The organism is Polynucleobacter sp. MG-28-Ekke-A2, assembly GCF_035012985.1.
Lineage (GTDB): Bacteria > Pseudomonadota > Gammaproteobacteria > Burkholderiales > Burkholderiaceae > Polynucleobacter.
Map to the genome: position 1 here is coordinate 1 of NZ_JAYGQU010000029.1, position 18,581 is coordinate 18,581.

19 protein-coding genes, 2 tRNA genes and 1 pseudogene are annotated in these 18,581 nt (G+C 43.4%); 15 read left to right on the plus strand and 7 right to left on the minus strand.

Annotation, left to right across the window (positions count from 1 at the left end):
- A partial coding sequence (locus VC188_RS11090) for a condensation domain-containing protein (RefSeq protein ID WP_323484007.1) occupies positions 1-1,463 on the minus strand: 1,463 nt, incomplete at its 3' end.
- Between the two features lie 27 nt (positions 1,464-1,490).
- On the minus strand, positions 1,491-2,261 hold the full coding sequence (locus tag VC188_RS11095) for a hypothetical protein (RefSeq protein WP_323484008.1): 771 nt from the start codon (positions 2,259-2,261) through the stop codon (positions 1,491-1,493).
- 88 nt (positions 2,262-2,349) lie between these two features.
- Here VC188_RS11095 and VC188_RS11100 point away from each other — a divergent pair, with 88 nt between their 5' ends.
- From VC188_RS11100 to VC188_RS11110, 3 genes are all read left to right on the plus strand, one after another.
- Positions 2,350-2,835 carry a VOC family protein gene (locus VC188_RS11100; RefSeq protein WP_323484009.1) on the plus strand — a complete coding sequence of 162 codons (486 nt, stop codon included), beginning with the start codon at positions 2,350-2,352 and terminating at the stop codon, positions 2,833-2,835.
- A gap of 55 nt (positions 2,836-2,890) precedes the next feature.
- The gene (locus VC188_RS11105) at positions 2,891-4,180 is read left to right on the plus strand and encodes a PLP-dependent aminotransferase family protein (RefSeq protein WP_323484010.1); all 1,290 of its coding nucleotides are present in this window, start codon (positions 2,891-2,893) and stop codon (positions 4,178-4,180) included.
- Positions 4,181-4,478: 298 nt separating this feature from the next.
- Complete coding sequence (locus tag VC188_RS11110) at positions 4,479-5,162, plus strand: hypothetical protein (protein ID WP_323484011.1); 684 nt, start codon at positions 4,479-4,481, stop codon at positions 5,160-5,162.
- Positions 5,163-5,587: 425 nt separating this feature from the next.
- Here VC188_RS11110 and VC188_RS11115 read toward each other — a convergent pair whose 3' ends face one another.
- The 3 genes from VC188_RS11115 to VC188_RS11125 are packed head-to-tail and all read right to left on the minus strand — an operon-like array spanning position 5,588 to position 7,616.
- Positions 5,588-6,145: a GIY-YIG nuclease family protein gene (locus VC188_RS11115; protein WP_323484012.1), complete on the minus strand. Its 558-nt coding sequence runs from the start codon at positions 6,143-6,145 to the stop codon at positions 5,588-5,590.
- 3 nt (positions 6,146-6,148) lie between these two features.
- Complete coding sequence (locus VC188_RS11120; RefSeq protein ID WP_323484013.1) at positions 6,149-7,399, minus strand: Arm DNA-binding domain-containing protein; 1,251 nt, start codon at positions 7,397-7,399, stop codon at positions 6,149-6,151.
- Complete coding sequence (locus tag VC188_RS11125; protein WP_216244698.1) at positions 7,392-7,616, minus strand: hypothetical protein; 225 nt, start codon at positions 7,614-7,616, stop codon at positions 7,392-7,394. Before VC188_RS11125 ends, VC188_RS11120 begins: the two co-directional genes overlap by 8 nt.
- Before the next feature lie 139 nt (positions 7,617-7,755).
- Between VC188_RS11125 and VC188_RS11130 the strand changes: the two genes are divergently transcribed.
- From VC188_RS11130 to VC188_RS11180, 11 genes are all read left to right on the plus strand, one after another.
- Positions 7,756-7,932, plus strand: coding sequence for a hypothetical protein (locus tag VC188_RS11130; protein WP_216244696.1), 177 nt, complete (start codon positions 7,756-7,758; stop codon positions 7,930-7,932).
- Between the two features lie 304 nt (positions 7,933-8,236).
- Positions 8,237-8,313 (plus strand) — tRNA-Val (locus tag VC188_RS11135).
- Positions 8,314-8,437: 124 nt separating this feature from the next.
- Positions 8,438-10,360, plus strand: a complete 1,923-nt coding sequence (thrS, locus tag VC188_RS11140) for a threonine--tRNA ligase (protein WP_323484014.1) — start codon at positions 8,438-8,440, stop codon at positions 10,358-10,360.
- Between the two features lie 33 nt (positions 10,361-10,393).
- The gene (gene infC / locus VC188_RS11145) at positions 10,394-10,927 is read left to right on the plus strand and encodes a translation initiation factor IF-3 (RefSeq protein WP_416350513.1); all 534 of its coding nucleotides are present in this window, start codon (positions 10,394-10,396) and stop codon (positions 10,925-10,927) included.
- Between the two features lie 127 nt (positions 10,928-11,054).
- Complete coding sequence (gene rpmI / locus VC188_RS11150) at positions 11,055-11,252, plus strand: 50S ribosomal protein L35 (protein WP_046330084.1); 198 nt, start codon at positions 11,055-11,057, stop codon at positions 11,250-11,252.
- A gap of 25 nt (positions 11,253-11,277) precedes the next feature.
- Positions 11,278-11,643: a 50S ribosomal protein L20 gene (gene rplT, locus VC188_RS11155; protein ID WP_011902675.1), complete on the plus strand. Its 366-nt coding sequence runs from the start codon at positions 11,278-11,280 to the stop codon at positions 11,641-11,643.
- A 25-nt stretch (positions 11,644-11,668) separates the two neighbouring features.
- Positions 11,669-12,715: a phenylalanine--tRNA ligase subunit alpha gene (gene pheS / locus VC188_RS11160; protein WP_323484015.1), complete on the plus strand. Its 1,047-nt coding sequence runs from the start codon at positions 11,669-11,671 to the stop codon at positions 12,713-12,715.
- Between the two features lie 33 nt (positions 12,716-12,748).
- On the plus strand, positions 12,749-15,205 hold the full coding sequence (gene pheT / locus VC188_RS11165; RefSeq protein ID WP_323484016.1) for a phenylalanine--tRNA ligase subunit beta: 2,457 nt from the start codon (positions 12,749-12,751) through the stop codon (positions 15,203-15,205).
- 53 nt (positions 15,206-15,258) lie between these two features.
- Complete coding sequence (locus VC188_RS11170) at positions 15,259-15,582, plus strand: integration host factor subunit alpha (protein ID WP_072582283.1); 324 nt, start codon at positions 15,259-15,261, stop codon at positions 15,580-15,582.
- On the plus strand, positions 15,560-15,910 hold the full coding sequence (locus VC188_RS11175; RefSeq protein WP_215321978.1) for a MerR family transcriptional regulator: 351 nt from the start codon (positions 15,560-15,562) through the stop codon (positions 15,908-15,910). Before VC188_RS11170 ends, VC188_RS11175 begins: the two co-directional genes overlap by 23 nt.
- 24 nt (positions 15,911-15,934) lie before the next feature.
- Positions 15,935-16,011: transfer RNA gene (locus VC188_RS11180), tRNA-Pro, on the plus strand.
- 506 nt (positions 16,012-16,517) lie between these two features.
- Here the strand turns inward: VC188_RS11180 and pmbA are convergent.
- Positions 16,518-17,720 (minus strand): annotated as a pseudogene (gene pmbA / locus VC188_RS11185) (metalloprotease PmbA); the annotation flags it as partial.
- A gap of 71 nt (positions 17,721-17,791) precedes the next feature.
- Between pmbA and mog the strand changes: the two are divergent.
- Complete coding sequence (mog, locus tag VC188_RS11190) at positions 17,792-18,415, plus strand: molybdopterin adenylyltransferase (RefSeq protein ID WP_323484017.1); 624 nt, start codon at positions 17,792-17,794, stop codon at positions 18,413-18,415.
- Between the two features lie 71 nt (positions 18,416-18,486).
- Here mog and VC188_RS11195 read toward each other — a convergent pair.
- Positions 18,487-18,581: IS3 family transposase (locus VC188_RS11195; protein ID WP_216217838.1), on the minus strand; the 95-nt coding region annotated here is incomplete at its 5' end.

Here is an 18,581-nt window from a genome sequence, read left to right on the forward strand (position 1 = left end):
AGTGTTTTTGGTGCAAGGAGTTGCTCAGTGTCATTCCACTTTTGCAAAATAGTGTGCCGCTCGTCAGGGGACAAAATGCTGAGTTTGCTAATGCTTTGATCTGGATTGGCTACTGCTGACTCTAGAAAATCTTCTAGGGCAACAGTTAGGGTGTCTTGATACTCTTCCGTATGGAGCAGGCTATTTAAGTCAATATCGATGCTAATAAAAGTTGCATCTTTATCGGTGTATGCGGTTAGAGATACATCATCGACAGGGCCTAGAGATAAATTTGTCCTCGTTGCTGTGAAATTATTAAATAGAAGTTTATTGTGATTGGATAGGACATTAATTACAGGCCCAAAAAAAGTATTAGATTTACCGATTTGGCTTTGATGTCTATTCATTTCCTCCCATCTATAAAATCTGTGAGGATAAAAATTTTTAATTATTCGTGACGTTGCAAGGATTAAGTCAATAAAACAATCATTGGGATAAATCTTTAGCTCGAATGGAACTATATTCGAAAGCATGAAGGGGGTGCGTCGATTGGCATCAGTTCTTGCTGAGATGGGTAAGCTGAATAGACCGTCCTGAAATCCCGAGAGGCGATGGATAAAAGCGGTAAGAAGGGTTATTAGAACATTTGAGAGGGGGGAATTACATTTGTTGCTTAGTTCTAAGAGTTTTTTACAGGAGCTTGGCGATAGTAGGATTGATTTTCTTAGTCGTTTTCCTAGCGATCCTTTTGGGAGGCGGTCAGATTTATTATTCAAGAAGGTGGGAGGGATCCCCTGTTCTAAAAATTCATCCCAAAAAATTTTGTCTTTGTTGTAATCATTGGAGAGATTGTATTCATTAGTGGCATTGAAAATTTTGCTCAGTGAGCCGTTTGACTCAATTAAGTGCTCGGAATTATTGGAGAGAGATGAGTAAATATCACCCAGCCTATTAGAGAAAAGGGCAAGGCTGTATCCATCTATCGCTATATGATGGAAGATTCCAGTCCAGCGATAGTGACTGGAATTAAATTTAAGGAGCTTAAATTTAAACGGTGGTTCATGGGAAATATCTATTGGCTCTGATAACGCCGAATCAATAATAAATTTTGAAATATCTAAAGGTTGTTCTGAGTTACTGAGATCATAGTAGTCTAGGGTATAGCAAACAGAATTTTGTACATATTGCTTTGGCCCTTCAGGGCTATCAAAGAAAGTTAAAAATAAAGATTCGCACTCCTGAATCACGCTTTTCAATGACTTGGAGAATAATCCTGGGTTAATTTCCCCGTATATATCTATTTGTTCGCCCAATAAAAAAGCTGGATTTTTTGGATCTAACTGTTGAGCAAACCAAATGCCAATTTGGCCGGCAGAAAGGGAAAAGTTTTTTTGTTCGGGAGATAAGTCTGAACCCGCAATGAGGGGGGGCGATATGACTTCGAAATATATCTCCGTCGGTGAAGGTAAATTAAAAATTTTCAAATGAATGATTGCTGTTGTAATCTGAGATTAGGCAATTTTCACCATTGGTTGCCAGTCTTTTGACTCACCCTTGAGTATCAGATATCTTTGATTGTGTTCCATATTCGGAGCCTTTATCTCAACTTTTTGGAATAAGTCGCTAGAGCCAAGATTTTTGTAACCTTCAGCAAAGTTTCCGGTACCTAGCTCCCATAATTTTCGGAGGATAAATAATGCAAAATTGAAGCTTAATGAAATATGATTTCCATGATAATCTTTGGTCGTCCAGGGCTGTGGTAAGACTAAGTAAATGGGTATTTCACCATTTATCGGGTATGGATGATCATTAAGACTATTGTTGAGAATGAGATGGGATGGGTCGGCGACAAAGTCATGAGATAGGTAGTCATTGGCAGAGTAGTCGTCATTGTCGGTAAATCTCAAAAAATCACCCATAATTACCACCGTCGACTCTACCTTGTGAATTTTTTTATCCTCACATACATGCTGTATATATTTGTAGTTTCCAAGATTTTGGTTTCCAATCTCAATGTCCTCTTTGGAGTAGATTGGTTGCGAAATTTTTAAACCAGCTTTTTCTAGGTTGCCCTCGATCTGAGTAATAAAAAATTTTGGTGCCCTTGTCGCAATTGCATAATCAAACCATGGGTCACATTGTAGAAATTCATAAAATCCATGGCGAAGCATTATTGTGTCATTTTGGTGCATCGAAGATGAGTAAATTCCCGTGGTGCCCTCTAGATCGAGTATCAGTAAAGGTTTGTTTTTTATGGGAAAGAAGTCTAGGCGACGATTCATTTAAAAAATTTTATGTTTTATATATATGCTTGTATGATAAATGAAAATTGTTATAAAAATCATGATTATAAGATCATTGGGTTAGGGTATGAAAAAACAAAGTAATTTTATTGGAATAGACCATTTGGCTATAGCGGTACCAGATATTAATATGGCTGTTAATTGGCTGCGAGATATTTTGGGGTTTAATGTTGAGGAAACTCGTGAAACCCAAGGCAAGCATTCTGGAATGAAGTCTGCTGTATTGAGGCTTGGTCCAATAACTTTAGTAGTGACGGAGGGCATCGGAGAGACGTCGCAAACCTCACAATATGTAAAAAAGTACGGCCCAGGAATTCAGCACATTGCTTTTGGCGTTAGAAATATTGAAAGTGCAATTGAGGATGCCCGCTTAAGGGGCCTAAAATTTAGCTCAGATCTCATTGCTAGTGATGGCTTGTCGCAAATATTCTCATTAAGAGATGGGTCAACAGGAATGATGATTGAGTTAATAGAGAGGAATAATTTCAATGGATTTAGGGATGAAAATGTTCAGAAACTCTTCGACACATTGGAATCTAAGGATATCTGTTAGATTTTCAATATAGGCCACATTCAGAGATTAACCAATGCGAATATTAAGCGCAGAATTGAATCCCGCACTTCATAATAAAAAAATTGAGGTTATGAATTTTCTCAATGAAATAGCTTCAACATATCCCGATGCTATTTCATTTGCGCCGGGAAGACCTGTTGAAGATTTTTTTGATGTTGATAAGTCTTTTGGTTATCTTCAGAAATTTTCAGATTATTGCGCTGATAAGACCAGAGTTTCCAGCAAGACTTTCCTTAATTCTTTAGGGCAGTACGGACGAACTAATGGCATCCTCGGAGATTTTATCCAAAAGCTTTTGATAAACGATGAGGGATTTCAGATAAGTGCGAATGATGTGGTTATTACAGTAGGCAGTCAAGAAGCAATGTTTTTATGTCTGCTGACATTATTTAGGGGCCGGGCTGATGTCATACTAATTACTGATCCGGCATACATTGGAATGTCTGGCGCAGCAAATATATTGGGTATCGAAGTTATATCTGTACCTCTTGATCCAGCGGGGATTGATTTTATTGCCCTAGACCAGACTCTGATTGCCCTAAAAAAATCGGGTAAAAATCCTAAGGCGCTCTATTTGTCGCCCGACTTCTCCAATCCAACGGGGATTACTTTATCTCGCGATCATCGTAAAGAATTATTAGACTTAACGAAAAAGCATAACATCCTTATTATCGAGGATCATGCATACTCCTATTTTGATTACGACTCTCCTGAAAAAGGATCATTAAAATTATTCCCCAACTCAGATCATGTTATTTACTTAGGGAGTTTTTCGAAAAGTATTTACCCTGGGGTGCGTATTGGGTTCTTGGTTGCTAATATAGAGGTAGTGGATGATGCGGGAAAAATTACAACTTTTGTATATGAGGTATCGAAGCTAAAAAGTTTGTTAACGGTGAATACTTCCCCTTTATGTCAGGCGATAGTAGGAGGCATCTTGCTTGAGAATAATTTTTCACTAAAGTCTTATGCAAAAGATCGTTTAAACGCGCTCAAGCTTAATAGAGATGTAATTTTGGATGCGCTCGATATTAATTTCCCAGCCTCTGAGGTTTGGGCTAGGGGTATTCAATGGAATAGGCCGTCAGGAGGATTTTTTCTGACCTTGAGCCTGCCATTCGCCCTGACAGATGAAGATTTAATTGAGTCCGCCATGGACTATAAGGTTCTATGGACTCCTATGAGATATTTTCATATTCATGATGGCGTATCGAATGATATTCGCTTATCTTTTAGTTATGTAACTCCTGATCAGATTCGCTTAGGTATAAAAAACCTTGGGACTTTTGTTAAGAAAAAGGCACTTTTATTGCAAAAGGATTGACAGAAATTGTTGAAAACTATTATTTGAATAATTCCAGTGAATAGGTCAGAACATTGAATTCGTCTCGATCGAAATTGATATCGATGATGGGTGAATAAGGGAGACGTTATTGAAGTATGTGGGAAAAAATCGAGGCTGACTCGCAGTCATCGTTACTGGCAATCATGATGAAAAATTTTCATTTGTGAAGTTCAGTCCTAGATTAAATTTAATATTCACACGCATATTATTTTTTCATGATTATGGTTTTTCATGGCTAAATCAAATATGCCTAAAGCATTACAAGGAAGCATGGCTTATGCAACTTTTGTTTAATTTACCAATTAAGATCGATGACCATTTCTTAATTCCTGCCGATACAACAACTTGGACCGCTTATGGCTACAGTCGCGCCATCGGTGGGATGACGCCTTATCGCGATAGAGCCAGTTTTGCTACCTTATCAAAGGCATTAGTTCCTACTACGTCCTATGGAAAATCACTTTCGAATACATTTGGTGTTTATATGATTGCTTTCGACTACCCTCGACCTGCATTTTATGTGGGAGTTGCTGGAAATGATGGAAGGGCGCCTGATGGTATTAAAAAAAGGATTTCCAAGCATCGTGTTAAAGCCACAGGTTCCCATATTGGATTAACTCAAAGTAAAACTGGTGGTGTGCATCACCCAATGCAGTGGCAATACTTTGCCAAATTACGTGCGCGATATTTTTTTGAGAATGATACATTTGATCGATGTGCAGATGCAAGATTGGTAATTGGTCAGATGGCCTTAAGCTCGCTGCAGCCAACAACAAAATTAGAGTATTTTGAGCATTTGATATACGAAAATGTGAATAATATTCGAGATTATATTTACCAGTTATTTTGGCCTGGTGTTGAGCAATCTTCCGTTATTTTATTAACGTCCGGGTCTAATAATGGATTGGCATCGCAAAGCCCAGAAATTATCCTTTGGGATGAAAGCTTACATCAATACTAATTCTTCTCATAATTGCTAGTAGTTTAAAGAAGCATCATTCCTTTTTGCTTTTTTAAGGAGTTTTGATTGCAACTAAGTTAGTTTTAAATAATTACTCCAACCACTAAAAAATCTTTAAGCAATGGAAAAATTTATTAATTTACAAGATTATTTTTAGCTATTTTTGAAATGCTAAGGTCGATTAATTTGTTTGTCAAATTATGCCTTGCTGACGTTAGAGTCGTTTTTCCATTTAAAAATTTACCATAAGAACTTTAGATTTAAGTTTGTTAAAAATGAAGTTGACATTTTAGTTAGCTTCAGAATCAAAAAAATAATAGTTTTAAGTACTGTAATTGGAGATCAAGATGAATTAACGGAGGACGGGCTTGTAGGGTGGAGATTATCGCGTTGGCTTATATGGGGGCCCCATACTCCGATTGATCTTATATCTGGAACAAGGCTTCGTTCCGAGCCCAGTAATCAAAATAAGATTGAACATCTAAGAGTTGGACCGGAAAAATCGTTTCCTCAAATCCTGCCCGAAACCGCAGAAGCATTTCAATAAAACTCATATCTGCCATAATTTTTCCATGCTTATTGCGTGAACGCTTATGTTGGTGGATATAGATAAACATAGCCTCGGCATAATTTAGCTGTTCTTCAGTCGCTTCAGGCTGTAAGGCCAGCACAGAGAGCTTGATCCACTTATCCTCCATCGTTTTAATATGCTCGCCGCAGATCCGATTAAAGACATTCACGCTTTGCCCAATATAGTAAATGTGGCCCTGAGAATTAAATAAGAAATAAATTGCGGCGATAGGCTGCAAGTCTCTTCCCAATAAGTAAAGTTGACGATGGTCAGGACGAACAATCCCTGCTTCCTTAATCTCTGGAAGAGAAAAGTCCATTAATCTATTTTTGGAGATCTTGCCAGCGGCCAGCGCGCCAAGACGTAAATAGTATTTATCTTGTTGCGTCATTAAATAGTATGGAGTGTTCATTTTTTATCCTAGAAGTTGTGAGCTCAAAAGTTGCTCAAATGCTGAGCCGTCTTTGCGGGTCAAGTTAGGAACGTATCTTGAATAAGTTGTAAAGAGCATGCGAGTCGATGTGTGGCCCATTTGCCGCGCAATCCACTCTGGGTTTTCACCTGATGCAAGCCAAAGGGTCGCCGCTGTGTGGCGGGTTTGATAGGGTCGCCGTCGCTTAATCTTTAATTCAGTCAGAAGTGGATGCCAAATACGATTTGCAAAGTTGTGGCGATTAAAGGGCTTACCATTTGATGCACAAAAGACGTAATCCGATTTAATGGATTCTCTACTTTTTCTCTGTGCAGTTAAAGCATTGATGACGGGCGTAGATAAATCAATCGTACGTTCTGATCCCGGTGTTTTCGTTGAGTCTAGTCCACCAGCAACCCATGCTTGACTGATGGTTAATTGGGCTCTATCTAGATCAACGCATTCCCAAGTAAGACCAAGTAATTCAGAGGTACGCATGCCAGTGAAAAAGGCAGCAGTTAAGTAAGGCTTAAATTCGTCGGGAGCACCTTCGAGAATTTGACCAACCTCCATCAGCGAGAAGGGGTCAATCTTGGTTTTAGGAACCCTTAAAGGTTTAATTCCCCGAAACCCAGATACAAAATCATGGCGATCGGCTGCCTCAGCCAATATCTGGTTCAAGATGTTCAAAATCCCATTGATACGGGTAGCAGACAAGCTCTTGCCATCCTCGTCCGCTTTGGCGAGAACCCCGCGATACGACAAGATATCTGCTTTGGAAATCTCATGGACTCGTCGTCCGCGAAAGCGAGGAATAAGATGTTTGATCAAGATATCCTTCACTTTGCTCTGGGTGGAGCGTTTCCAATCTAGCTGCCGCTCTGTAAACCATAAATCGGAAAATTCGGAGAAGCTAGGCATGCCATCAATGTTTACGATTGCTTGTTTTGCACCGGTATTGCGCATCTCCTGAGCGGCAACTTGGGCACCAGCAACCAATTCCTCATTCGTAACGGGTGTAATGCTTGGAGTTGCACTTTCAAATAAATCCGCACGCTTGCTGTTTGGAAAGTAATTACGGTAGGAGAAGGTTTCTTCGTCTATCTCCTTTTGAATAGTCTTCATGATTGCTTCCAATCTAAAGATATTTGCCTTAGTGGGTTTGAGCTTTGTGAGCTCTTTGCAGCGGATGCCGCGATAGCGAAAATCAAAAAAGAGGGCGTTTGATTCTGCTCGTGTGCGAATACTACCCATGACAAACACCCCCATTAGCCATTGGAATTTCCAAGACCGTTTGTTTGAGGTAATCCGTTTGGATGGTTTCCCAGATGTACATAACGCGCCTTGATCCTGGTAACCGCACGTAGTGGGTTCCTTCTATGAAGACGCGATCTTTTAGGTATTCATTAATGTAGCGAGCCTTATATGGAATATGGGCTGCCAATTCTGCTGCTTTCATGTATGTAGTCATATTTATTTCCCGAAGTTAACGTTATTTGAAATACATTATTACTGTATTACAAATATATTGTATATGAAAACTTTTAATTTGTCAATTTGTATGACAAATGAGACAATATGAACAACAAATAGTTCGCGGGAGCAGTTTCATGAAAGTAAGTGGCGAAAGTAAACAGCTGGCAGTCAGAGTTGACGAATCATTTTTGTCGGCGATTGACCAAAAGCGTATTGAGCTATCAAAGGGGATGGGCTCTATTCCTAGTCGTTCAGACATTGTTCGCATTGCACTGGAACAGTTTTTGCAAATGAGTTCAGAGAACAAATAAGTCTTGGCGATTTTTTTCTTTCTCTATATAGAGGAGAAAAGAAGTGGAGTGGTGTTCGTAGTCCATCTTGAGAAATTTATAGCTTGGGCCCAAAACTGTCCCAAAATAGGCCCAATTTGGGCCCAGACAAGTTTTTGAATATTTTTGTAGTGCTTACGCGTTGCGTGAAAACTGTTTGATAACTGCAATGAGTTGTAAAAGTGCCATACATTAATACCCTCGCAATGCTATATAAATCAAAGCTTGCAGGGTGATGGTGGTAATGCATAAGCAGCAGAGATCAATAGGGTAAAATAAATAGATTAGGCTCGTAGCTCAGCTGGTTAGAGCACCACCTTGACATGGTGGGGGTCGTTGGTTCGAGTCCAATCGAGCCTACCAACGAATAAGACCCAAAAGAAGTGCTAATCATGGCTTCAAAGAGGCGCGGATGCCCCAAAGCTACCGCGCTTTCTTTTTGGGAAAGATGTCAGTAATGAAGTTCAGTAAATAAGATGGGGTCATCATGCTTGTAGTTACTCTACCCGATGGATCAAAACGTGAGTTTGAGGCACCAGTTCGCGTAGCGGATGTTGCTCAAAGCATCGGTAGTGGTCTTGCAAAAGCTGCTTTAGGTGGCATCGTAGATGGCAAGATGGTTGATACCAGTTTTGTGATTGATAAAGATAGTCAATTAGCCATCATCACAGACAAAAGTCCTGAGGCGCTTGAGATTGTGCGCCACTCCACAGCACACTTATTAGCTTACGCTGTAAAAGAATTATTTCCAGAAGCACAAGTCACAATTGGTCCGGTAATCGAGAATGGTTTTTACTATGACTTCTCTTATCACCGCCCATTTACTCCGGATGACTTAGTTGCTCTCGAAAAGAAAATGACTGAGCTCGCTAAAAAAGATGAGCCAGTTGTTCGTACCGTAATGCCGCGCGATGACGCTATCGATTTTTTTAAGAAGCAAGGCGAAAACTACAAAGCAGAATTGATTGCCAGTATTCCGCAGGGCGAAGATGTTTCTTTGTATGCCGAAGGTAAGTTCACAGACTTATGCCGCGGGCCTCATGTCCCATCCACTGGAAAGTTGAAGGTCTTTAAGCTCCAAAGCGTTGCGGGCGCTTACTGGCGTGGCGATAGCAAGAATGAGATGCTGCAGCGTATTTACGGCACCGCATGGTTACGCAAAGAAGATCAAGATGCTTACTTGCTCATGCTTGAAGAGTCTGAAAAGCGTGATCACAGACGTCTCGGTAAATTACTTGATCTCTTTCACTTTCAATCTGAGGCGCCAGGGTTAATTTTCTGGCATCCAAAAGGTTGGTCCATCTGGCAAGAAGTTGAGCAATACATGCGTCGCGTGTATCAGCAAGAAGGCTATCAAGAGGTAAAAGCTCCACAGATTTTGGATCGTGGTCTTTGGGAAAAATCAGGCCACTGGGAAAACTATAAAGAAAATATGTTTACGACTGAGTCGGAGAATCGTGCTTATGCATTAAAGCCGATGAACTGCCCAGGCCACGTGCAAATTTATAACTCTGGTTTGCATAGCTATCGTGAATTGCCATTGCGTTTTGGTGAGTTTGGACAATGTCATCGCAATGAACCATCAGGGGCATTGCATGGTTTGATGCGTGTGCGCGGTTTCACACAAGACGATGGCCATATTTTCTGTACAGAAGATCAAATTCAGTCTGAAGTGGCCAACTTTGATAAAGCAGTACGCGCTGTGTATCAAGATTTTGGTTTTACCGAGGTGGCTGTAAAGCTAGCCTTACGTCCTGCTAAGCGTGTAGGCGATGATGCTATTTGGGATAAGGCAGAAGAGGCTCTCCGAGGTGCCCTCAAGGCCTCAGGCCAGGAATGGGAAGAATTGCCAGGCGAGGGTGCTTTTTATGGTCCTAAGATTGAATATCACCTTAAGGACTCGATTGGCCGGACTTGGCAGTGCGGCACGATTCAGGTTGATTTCTCGATGCCAGCCCGTTTGGGTGCTGAATATGTGGCTGAAGACAATAGTCGCAAGACCCCAGTCATGTTACATAGGGCAATTGTGGGCTCTTTAGAGCGTTTTATTGGCATTTTGATCGAAAACCACGCTGGAAACATGCCTGTTTGGCTAGCTCCAACCCAGGCTGTAGTCCTCAATATCTCCGGAAATTCTGCTGCATATGCACAACAAGTTCAGCAATTGCTGAAAAAACAAGGGTTTAGAGTGGAATCCGATTTGCGGAACGAGAAAATTACGTATAAAATACGCGAGCACGCATTACAGAAGATCCCGTTTTTGCTAGTTGTAGGGGATAAAGAATCTGAAAGTAATACGGTGGCCGTTCGTGCCCGTGGCGGAGTGGATTTAGGTGTAATGCCTCTTGATGCCTTCGTTGCCCGACTCCAGCAGGATATATCCCAGAAGGTCGGACCCGAGCCTAGCTAGGGTTAGAACGGTTTTTATTGTTTTTTTAAAGGAATTAAGAAGATCGCTACTGAAAAATTGCAGCGCATTAACCGGGAAATTACTGCCCCTGAAGTGCGTTTGATTGGAATTGATGGAGAGCCCATCGGTGTAGTTAAGTTGAGTGAAGCCCTGGCTTTGGCGGAAGAGAAAGAGACCGATTTGGTTGAAATTGCTCCGACGGCTGTGCCACCTGTAGTCCGCATCATGGACTTCGGCAAATTCAAATACCAAGAAGCCAAGCGGATGCATGAAGCTAAGCTGAAACAAAAAGTAATTCAGGTAAAGGAAGTGAAGTTTCGCCCTGGTACTGATGATGGTGACTACGGTGTCAAGCTACGTAATCTAATCCGCTTTTTGGAAGATGGCGATAAGACAAAGATTACGCTGCGGTTTCGGGGTCGTGAAATGGCCCATCAAGAAATCGGAGTTAGGGTGTTGGAACGTTTGAAGTTGGATCTCGTGGAATACGGCCAAGTCGAACAGTTTCCAAAGATGGAAGGCCGCCAGATGGTGATGGTATTGGCCCCTATCCGTAAGGCTAAGTAACTAGGTTCTACCTAGTTCTTATGAAGTGAGGCGCTGAAAGGTGCTGGTAGTTTGAAGTGCTTCTGGGTACAGGAAGAGTAACCGTCGGTTACCACCTATGTTGCACAAGTAATTGAAGGGGTGCTTTATGCCCAAGATGAAGAGCAAAAGTAGCGCTAAAAAGCGCTTCACGGTTCGCGCAGGCGGAACGATTAAACGAGGACAGGCTTTCAAACGCCACATTCTCACCAAGAAGACCACAAAGAATAAGCGTCACTTGCGTGGTACCACCGAAGTTGCGAAAGCTGACGTTAAGTCAATTCGCTCCATGCTTCCTTACGCTTAACCTCAGACTAGATTAGGAGAAATAAATGCCAAGAGTCAAACGTGGGGTTACAGCAAGAGCCCGTCATAAGAAAATCACCGATGCCGCTACAGGTTACCGTGGCCGTCGTAAGAACGTATTCCGTATTGCTAAGCAAGCGGTTATGCGTGCTGGTCAATATGCATATCGTGACCGTCGCAATAAGAAACGTGTATTCCGCGCATTGTGGATTGCTCGTATCAACGCGGCAGTTCGTCAGCATGACATGACCTATAGCGTATTCATGAATGGTATGAAGAAAGCTGCGATCGAACTCGACCGCAAAGTGCTTTCTGATATGGCCATTGCTGACAAAGCGGCTTTTGCTGCTTTGGTTACTCGGATCAAATCCGTAGTAAACGCTGCAGCTTAATCTTAGTTTTCTAAACTAAGCTGCAATGGTTTCTCTCGACCACATTGTCGAGGATGCTAAACGTGATTTCCTCGGAGCTGCCGATGCGGCAGCTCTAGAGGACGCGAAAGCCAAGTATCTCGGTAAGTCAGGTGTTCTCACTGAGCGTTTAAAAGCGCTTGGTGGAATGTCGCCTGATGAGCGCAAGAGCGCTGGCGCCCAAATTAATCAAATCAAAACTCAAGTAGAAGCTGCATTACAGGAGCGTCGTCAAGCTTTAGCTGATGCCGTCTTGTTGCAACGTCTTACAGCGGAGTCTATCGATGTTTCCTTGCCTGGCCGTGGCCAAGCAGTAGGTAGCTTGCATCCTGTGATGCGCACCTGGGAACGTGTTGAAGAGATCTTCCGCTCCATTGGTTTTGATGTTGCAGATGGTCCTGAGATTGAAACCGATTGGTTTAATTTCACTGCCTTAAATAGTCCTGAGAATCATCCTGCGCGCTCAATGCAGGATACGTTTTATATCGATGGCAAAGATTCTAATGAGAAGCCTTTGTTATTGCGTACGCATACCAGCCCAATTCAGGTTCGTTATGCAAGTGAGCATGTTAAGAAATATGCTAATGCAGATGTGATGCCGCCAATCAAAGTGATTGCGCCTGGCAGAACGTATCGCGTAGATAGTGATGCAACCCATTCACCGATGTTTCATCAGGTTGAAGGATTATGGATTGCCGAGAGCGTCTCCTTTGCAGATCTGAAAGGTGTCTATACAGACTTCTTAAGAACCTTCTTTGAAACGAATGCATTACAAGTTCGTTTCCGCCCATCCTATTTCCCATTCACTGAGCCATCTGCTGAGATTGATATGGCCTTCGGTAGCGGCAAGCTTTCCGGCCGTTGGTTAGAAATCTCCGGAGCAGGGCAGGTTCATCCAAATGTCTTACGTAATATGGGTATTGACCCAGAGCGCTATACCGGCTTTGCATTTGGATCTGGTCTAGAGCGCTTAACGATGCTTCGTTACGGTGTAGATGACTTGCGCCTCTTCTTTGAAAACGATCTGCGTTTCTTAGCGCAGTTCCCTGCATAACATCATCATTACTACTTAACCTTAGATCGCGCTATGCAATTTTCTGAATCTTGGCTTCGTCAGTATGTAAATCCAGCACTCGATAGTGATGCGCTTGGTCATGCAATGACAATGGCCGGTTTAGAAGTTGAAGAGCAACATTCAGTAGCGCCAGCATTTACTAAGATCGTGATTGCGCAGATATTGTCTGCGGAGCAACATCCTGATGCAGACCGTTTACGTGTTTGTAAAGTAGACGCTGGGACTGGTCAAGAGTTACAAATTGTTTGTGGTGCGCCTAATGCGCGTGCCGGGATCAAGATTCCTTGCGCTATGGTTGGTGCTGAATTGCCTCCTGCTGAAGTCGGTGCTAAGCCATTCATGATCAAAGTAGGTAAGCTACGCGGTGTTGAAAGCCAAGGTATGTTGTGCTCTGGTCGTGAGCTCGGTTTGGGGGATGATCACGAAGGCATCTTAGAGTTACCTGCGGATGCGCCAGTTGGCAAAGATATTCGTGAATATCTGGATCTTGATGATCAAATCTTTGTTATTAAATTAACCCCAAATAAAGCCGATTGCCTCTCTTTGATGGGTATGGCAAGAGAAGTTTCCGCGATTACTGGCGCTGCGCTCTGCGCGCCGAAGTGGACGCCACCAGTAGTATCGATTGACGACAAGCGCAAAGTTACTGTGGAAGATGGAGAACTCTGCGGACGTTTTGCTGGTCGCGTGATTCGTGGTGTTAATCCGCAGGCTAAAACGCCCGAGTGGATTGTGCAGCGTTTATCTCGCGCAGGTCAAAGAAGTATTTCCGCATTAGTGGATCTCTCTAACTACGTCATGCTAGAGATGGGTCAACCTACCCACGTATTTGACATTGATAAATTGAATGGCGATATTACTGTTCGTTGGGCTAAAGCAGGTGAAACTCTCGAATTACTAAATGGTCAGAATGTGACTTTGCAGGGTCCTGACTCAGCAGGCAAATTACAAGATGCTGGTGTAGTTGCTGATCAATCCGGTCCAGTAGCGTTGGCTGGCATCATGGGCGGCAATCATTGCGCCGTATCCGATGAAACCAAGAATATTTATGTTGAGGCTGCTTATTGGTTGCCATCAGCCATTCAGGGACGTGCCCGTCGTTTTAACTTCAGCACTGATGCAGCTCATCGCTTTGAGCGTGGTGTAGATCCACAAAATACGGTTAAATGTCTGGAGTATCTCAGTGCCTTAATTATTGAGGTCTGCGGTGGTCAAGCTGGCCCAGTAGATGATCAAGTATTGAATGTGCCAGAACGTAAGCCAGTCAAAATGCGTTTGGCTAGAGCAGAAAAAGTCATTGGTATTCCACTGACAAATGAAGTGGTTGCTGATGTATTTCAGCGTCTTGGTTTTGAGTTTAAGCAAGAGGGTAATGCCTTTGTTGTAACGCCTCCAAGCTATCGTTTCGATATTGAGATCGAAGAAGATTTGATTGAAGAAGTCGCACGTATGTACGGCTTTGAAAATATTCCGGATCAACCGCCAGTAGCCTCATTGAAGATGAGTGCTAAAGCAGAAGCAAAACGCGGTGTGCATTTATTGCGCCAGCGTTTGGCTCTCCAAGGTTATCAAGAGGCGGTAAATTTTGGTTTTACAGATCTCGAAAGTGAAAAGCGTTTAACTGGCGTCACTGAAAAGGACATCATTGCAGTGCTCAATCCTATTGCTAGTCAATACGGTGTGATGCGCAGCACGCTATGGGGTGGCTTGTTAAATAACCTCAAGGCTAATTTGAACCGTGGAGCAGGTCGTGTCCGTCTGTTTGAGACTGGCCGTGTATTTAAACGTGACGCCAATGTTCAAGAAGAAGCTGGCAAAGTAGCCGGTTTTCATCAACCCCAAAAAATTGGTGGCCTTGCTTATGGATCTTTTGTTCCAGAGCAATGGGCTAATGTAACCCGTGCGGTTGATTTCTTTGATGTGAAGGGTGATTTGGAGCGTGTTTTAGACCCTCTGCATTTTGTCACTGAAGCTGCACAGCACCCAGCATTGCATCCGGGTCGCAGTGCGAAGATATTCTTGACTACAGCCAAGAATCGCATTGAAGTAGGATTTATTGGAGAGCTTCATCCTGGTTTGCAACAAACGTATGAGTTGCCACAAGCGCCGGTGTTATTTGAATTAGACTTAGATCCGATTCGTGAGCTTGGCTTACCGGTGCCTGAAGAGTTGAGTAAATTCCCTGCAGTGCAACGTGATTTGGCCTTGGTTGTTAAGCAAAGCGTTTCTGCGCAGTCCCTGTTAGATGTTATGGCTGCTAGCAAGCAAAATTTTGTGCGCAGTATTGAACTCTTTGATGAATTCAAGCCTAAGGCTGGATCAAGCAGCATGGCAGATGATGAGAAGAGCTTGGCTTTCCGGGTAACCCTCTTAAACCCTAATGAGACATTGCAGGATCCCCAAATTGATGCAGTAATGGCTGCTTTATTGGGCGCAGTAGAGAAAAAGTGCGCAGCCCGTTTGCGCTAGGTTTAATATTAGGCATAAATCAAATAATTAATTAGTTACCAAAGAGACAAGCAATGACTGAATTGATTTCTAATGACACTGTTACCAAGAATGAGCTATCCGAAGCCCTTTTTGATCAAGTTGGACTAAATAAGCGCGAAGCAAAAGATATGATCGATGCCTTTTTTGATCGTGTTGGTCAATCTCTTGAAGCGGGCGTAGAAGTTAAGATTTCTGGTTTTGGTAATTTTCAGTTGCGCAATAAATCGGCTCGTCCTGGCCGAAATCCAAAGACAGGTCAAATGATTCCGATTGCAGCTAGACGCGTAGTTACATTTCACGCAAGTCAAAAGCTTAAAGATGTAGTGGAGTCACATGCTCGAGAAAACCGAGTTTGATGCTAGCTCAGCGCTGCTGAGCTCTCAACTTCCCCCGATACCAGCAAAGCGCTATTTCACAATTGGTGAAGTAGCTGATCTTTGTGGTGTCCGCTCTCACGTGCTGCGTTATTGGGAGCAGGAGTTTACTCAACTCAGCCCACAGAAGCGCCGTGGTAACCGTCGTTACTACCAGCACCATGAAGTGGTCTTGATCAGAAAGATTCGCTCTCTCCTCTATGAAGAGGGCTTTACGATTAGCGGTGCTCGCAATCGTCTTGAAGAAGCCCGTGGCGATCTGCGTCTGCGTGAAGAATTGCAAATGGTTCTGCAGATTCTCTCTAAATAGTTACTGCTACAATTTTGCTTTCGTCGGGGCGTAGCGCAGCCTGGTAGCGTACATGCATGGGGTGCATGTGGTCGGAGGTTCAAATCCTCTCGCCCCGACCAATAAAATCAATGACTTATATCAAATAGTCCTACCAATGATTCTAGCGCTTTTGGATATAACGCTTTAATACCTTACAAATACCTTACAAACGGCTATTGCTTGGCATCACTCTTTGGATGAGTTGCCCTCAAGCTATGCCCACCCTCTGCATTAGCCATCCATATCTTTTAATTTCTCACCCACCCCACCTATCCCCCCCGTAGTGCCTTGCGATTCTCTGTTGTGGCTAGGGAGGTATCGAAGTAAATTTTTATTTTTAGACGGCAATAGATAAACTAAACCTATGACAGCAGAATATCTAGGCAGGATTAAGGGGATGAAGACTCTTAAGCAAATCATTGCAGAGGGGATAGTTACTCCAGCGAGCGCTTTGGAAGAGCGCAAGGCGCAGGATGAGAGGGAAAAGCTTGAGTTTGCTAGCTCGGTTGAAGATGAGGAGCGCTACAGAAGCGTCAGACCGTCAATGGCTAATCCACCCCTAACTATTGCAGGTTCATCGGATCAGCATATCGCGCAAGTTACTTGCAATCGTAATACCCTCTACCGGATATTGGATTTCTCCATTTTCAACCCAGTAACCAAAGGCGCCACGCGAGTAGTCCCCAGTAACATAGTTCACACTCTGCCCCATGAGCTCGGTAACCAATAGACCCGTACCCATTGCCTTTAAGAGCGCAGGCAATCCACCTTTTGGCGTCTTGCGACTTTGCAATGTCAGATGATGCGAGCCACCAGCATTGCCAGTAGTTTTCATACCCAATTTTCGAGCTGAATAAGTGGATAGGAAATAACCTTGCAGCACACCTTTATCAACTACTGTTCTTGCCGCGGTTTTCACACCCTCTTCATCAAAGGGCGCACTTCCTGTCATTGCCTTTAGATGGGGATTTTCAAAGAGGCTTACATGCTTTGGTAGAACTTGTTTTCCCAAACTGTCCAATAGAAAACTGGAGCGGCGATATAAAGCACCGCCCGATACCGCCTGCACCAATCCGCCCAACAGGCCTGCAGCCAAAGGTGCCTCAAAAATGACTGGGCAACGACGAGTAGTTAATGATCTCGCCTTAAGGCGTGAGAGTGCACGCTCTGCTGCATATTTACCAATCGCCGCGGGATCGGCCAACTCCTCAGGGATGCGTGAACTTGAATACCAATCATCTCGTTGCATGAGTGATTTTTTGCCACCCTCATTTGCAATTGGTGCACAAGAAATATAGTGACGTGAGAATGGATAGCCACCCATAAAACCGTGACTAGTTCCCATCATGAAATGCGCATGATGGGCGGATACAGAAGCACCATCGCTATTTTGAATTTGCTTGCTGACAGCAAAGGCAGCGCCTTCGGCAGTGCGTGCAATATCAATCGCCGTTGCCGAATCCAAATCCCATGGATGAAATAAATCCAAGTCGCGTGGATGTTTTTCGAGAAGCTCTTTTTCAGCAGGTCCAGCACACAAGTCTTCCGCTGTATGTTGGGCGATATGGTACGCAGCCTCAACTGTCGCCCTTAGGGAATCTTTAGAAAAATCACTAGTACTAGCATTGCCGCGACGATGCCCTAAGAAAACGGTAACACCAACCTGCTTATCCAAACTTTGCTCAATGGTCTCAACCTCGCCTTTACGAACCGTGACCGAAAGACCCTGTCCTTCGGAAACCTCGGCCACAGCATCTGAGGCACCCCGTTTTTTGGCTTCTGTGAGCATGAAATCGATGATTTCTTGAAACTGATTTGATGAGTATGTAAACATGCCCTAATAATAGCTAGAATAGAAACATGAAGCATACCGAAGCCTGGAAAAGATCCTCCCCCAACGAAATCAAAATTGGCCTAATCTCCATCTCCGATAGGGCAAGCAAGGGCGTCTATACCGATGAGGGTATACCAGCCCTGCAATTGTGGTTACAGACTGCTATCAGCACCCCCTGCGTCTTTCATGAGCGCCTGATTGCGGATGAGCGGGAGGTGATCACCGAAACGATTGTGGAATTGACGGATGATCTAGGCTACGATTTAGTCCTCACCACAGGCGGTACAGGCCCTTCTCGACGAGATGTAACCCCTGAGGCCACAAGGGACGCTGGAACCCGGGAAATGCCCGGATTTGGCGAGCAAATGCGTCAAATTAGCCTTCGCTTTGTACCTACAGCGATTTTGTCCCGTCAAACGGCCGTTTTACGAGAAATCGAGGGGCACACTGCCCTGGTGATTAATTTGCCAGGACAACCCAAATCCATTAAAGAAACCCTCGAAGGCCTGAAGGATGCTGAGGGTAAGCCTATTGTTCCAGGTATTTTTGCCGCCGTTCCCTATTGCATTGACCTCATTGGCGGTCCTTACATCGAAACCGATGAAACCATTGTTAAGGCTTTTAGACCCAAAAGTGCGATCAAGAAATAAGGTGGGATATTCATTTCTAGGAAAGCAAAAGGGTCTATTATGAACTGACCCACAAAAGTTGGACAGTTTAATTAGGTTACCAGAAGGGATTGAGTTCGGTATTGCACCGGGCTTAATCCCTTTAGTTTTTGCTTGATTCGATCATGGTTGTAGTAATGGATATATT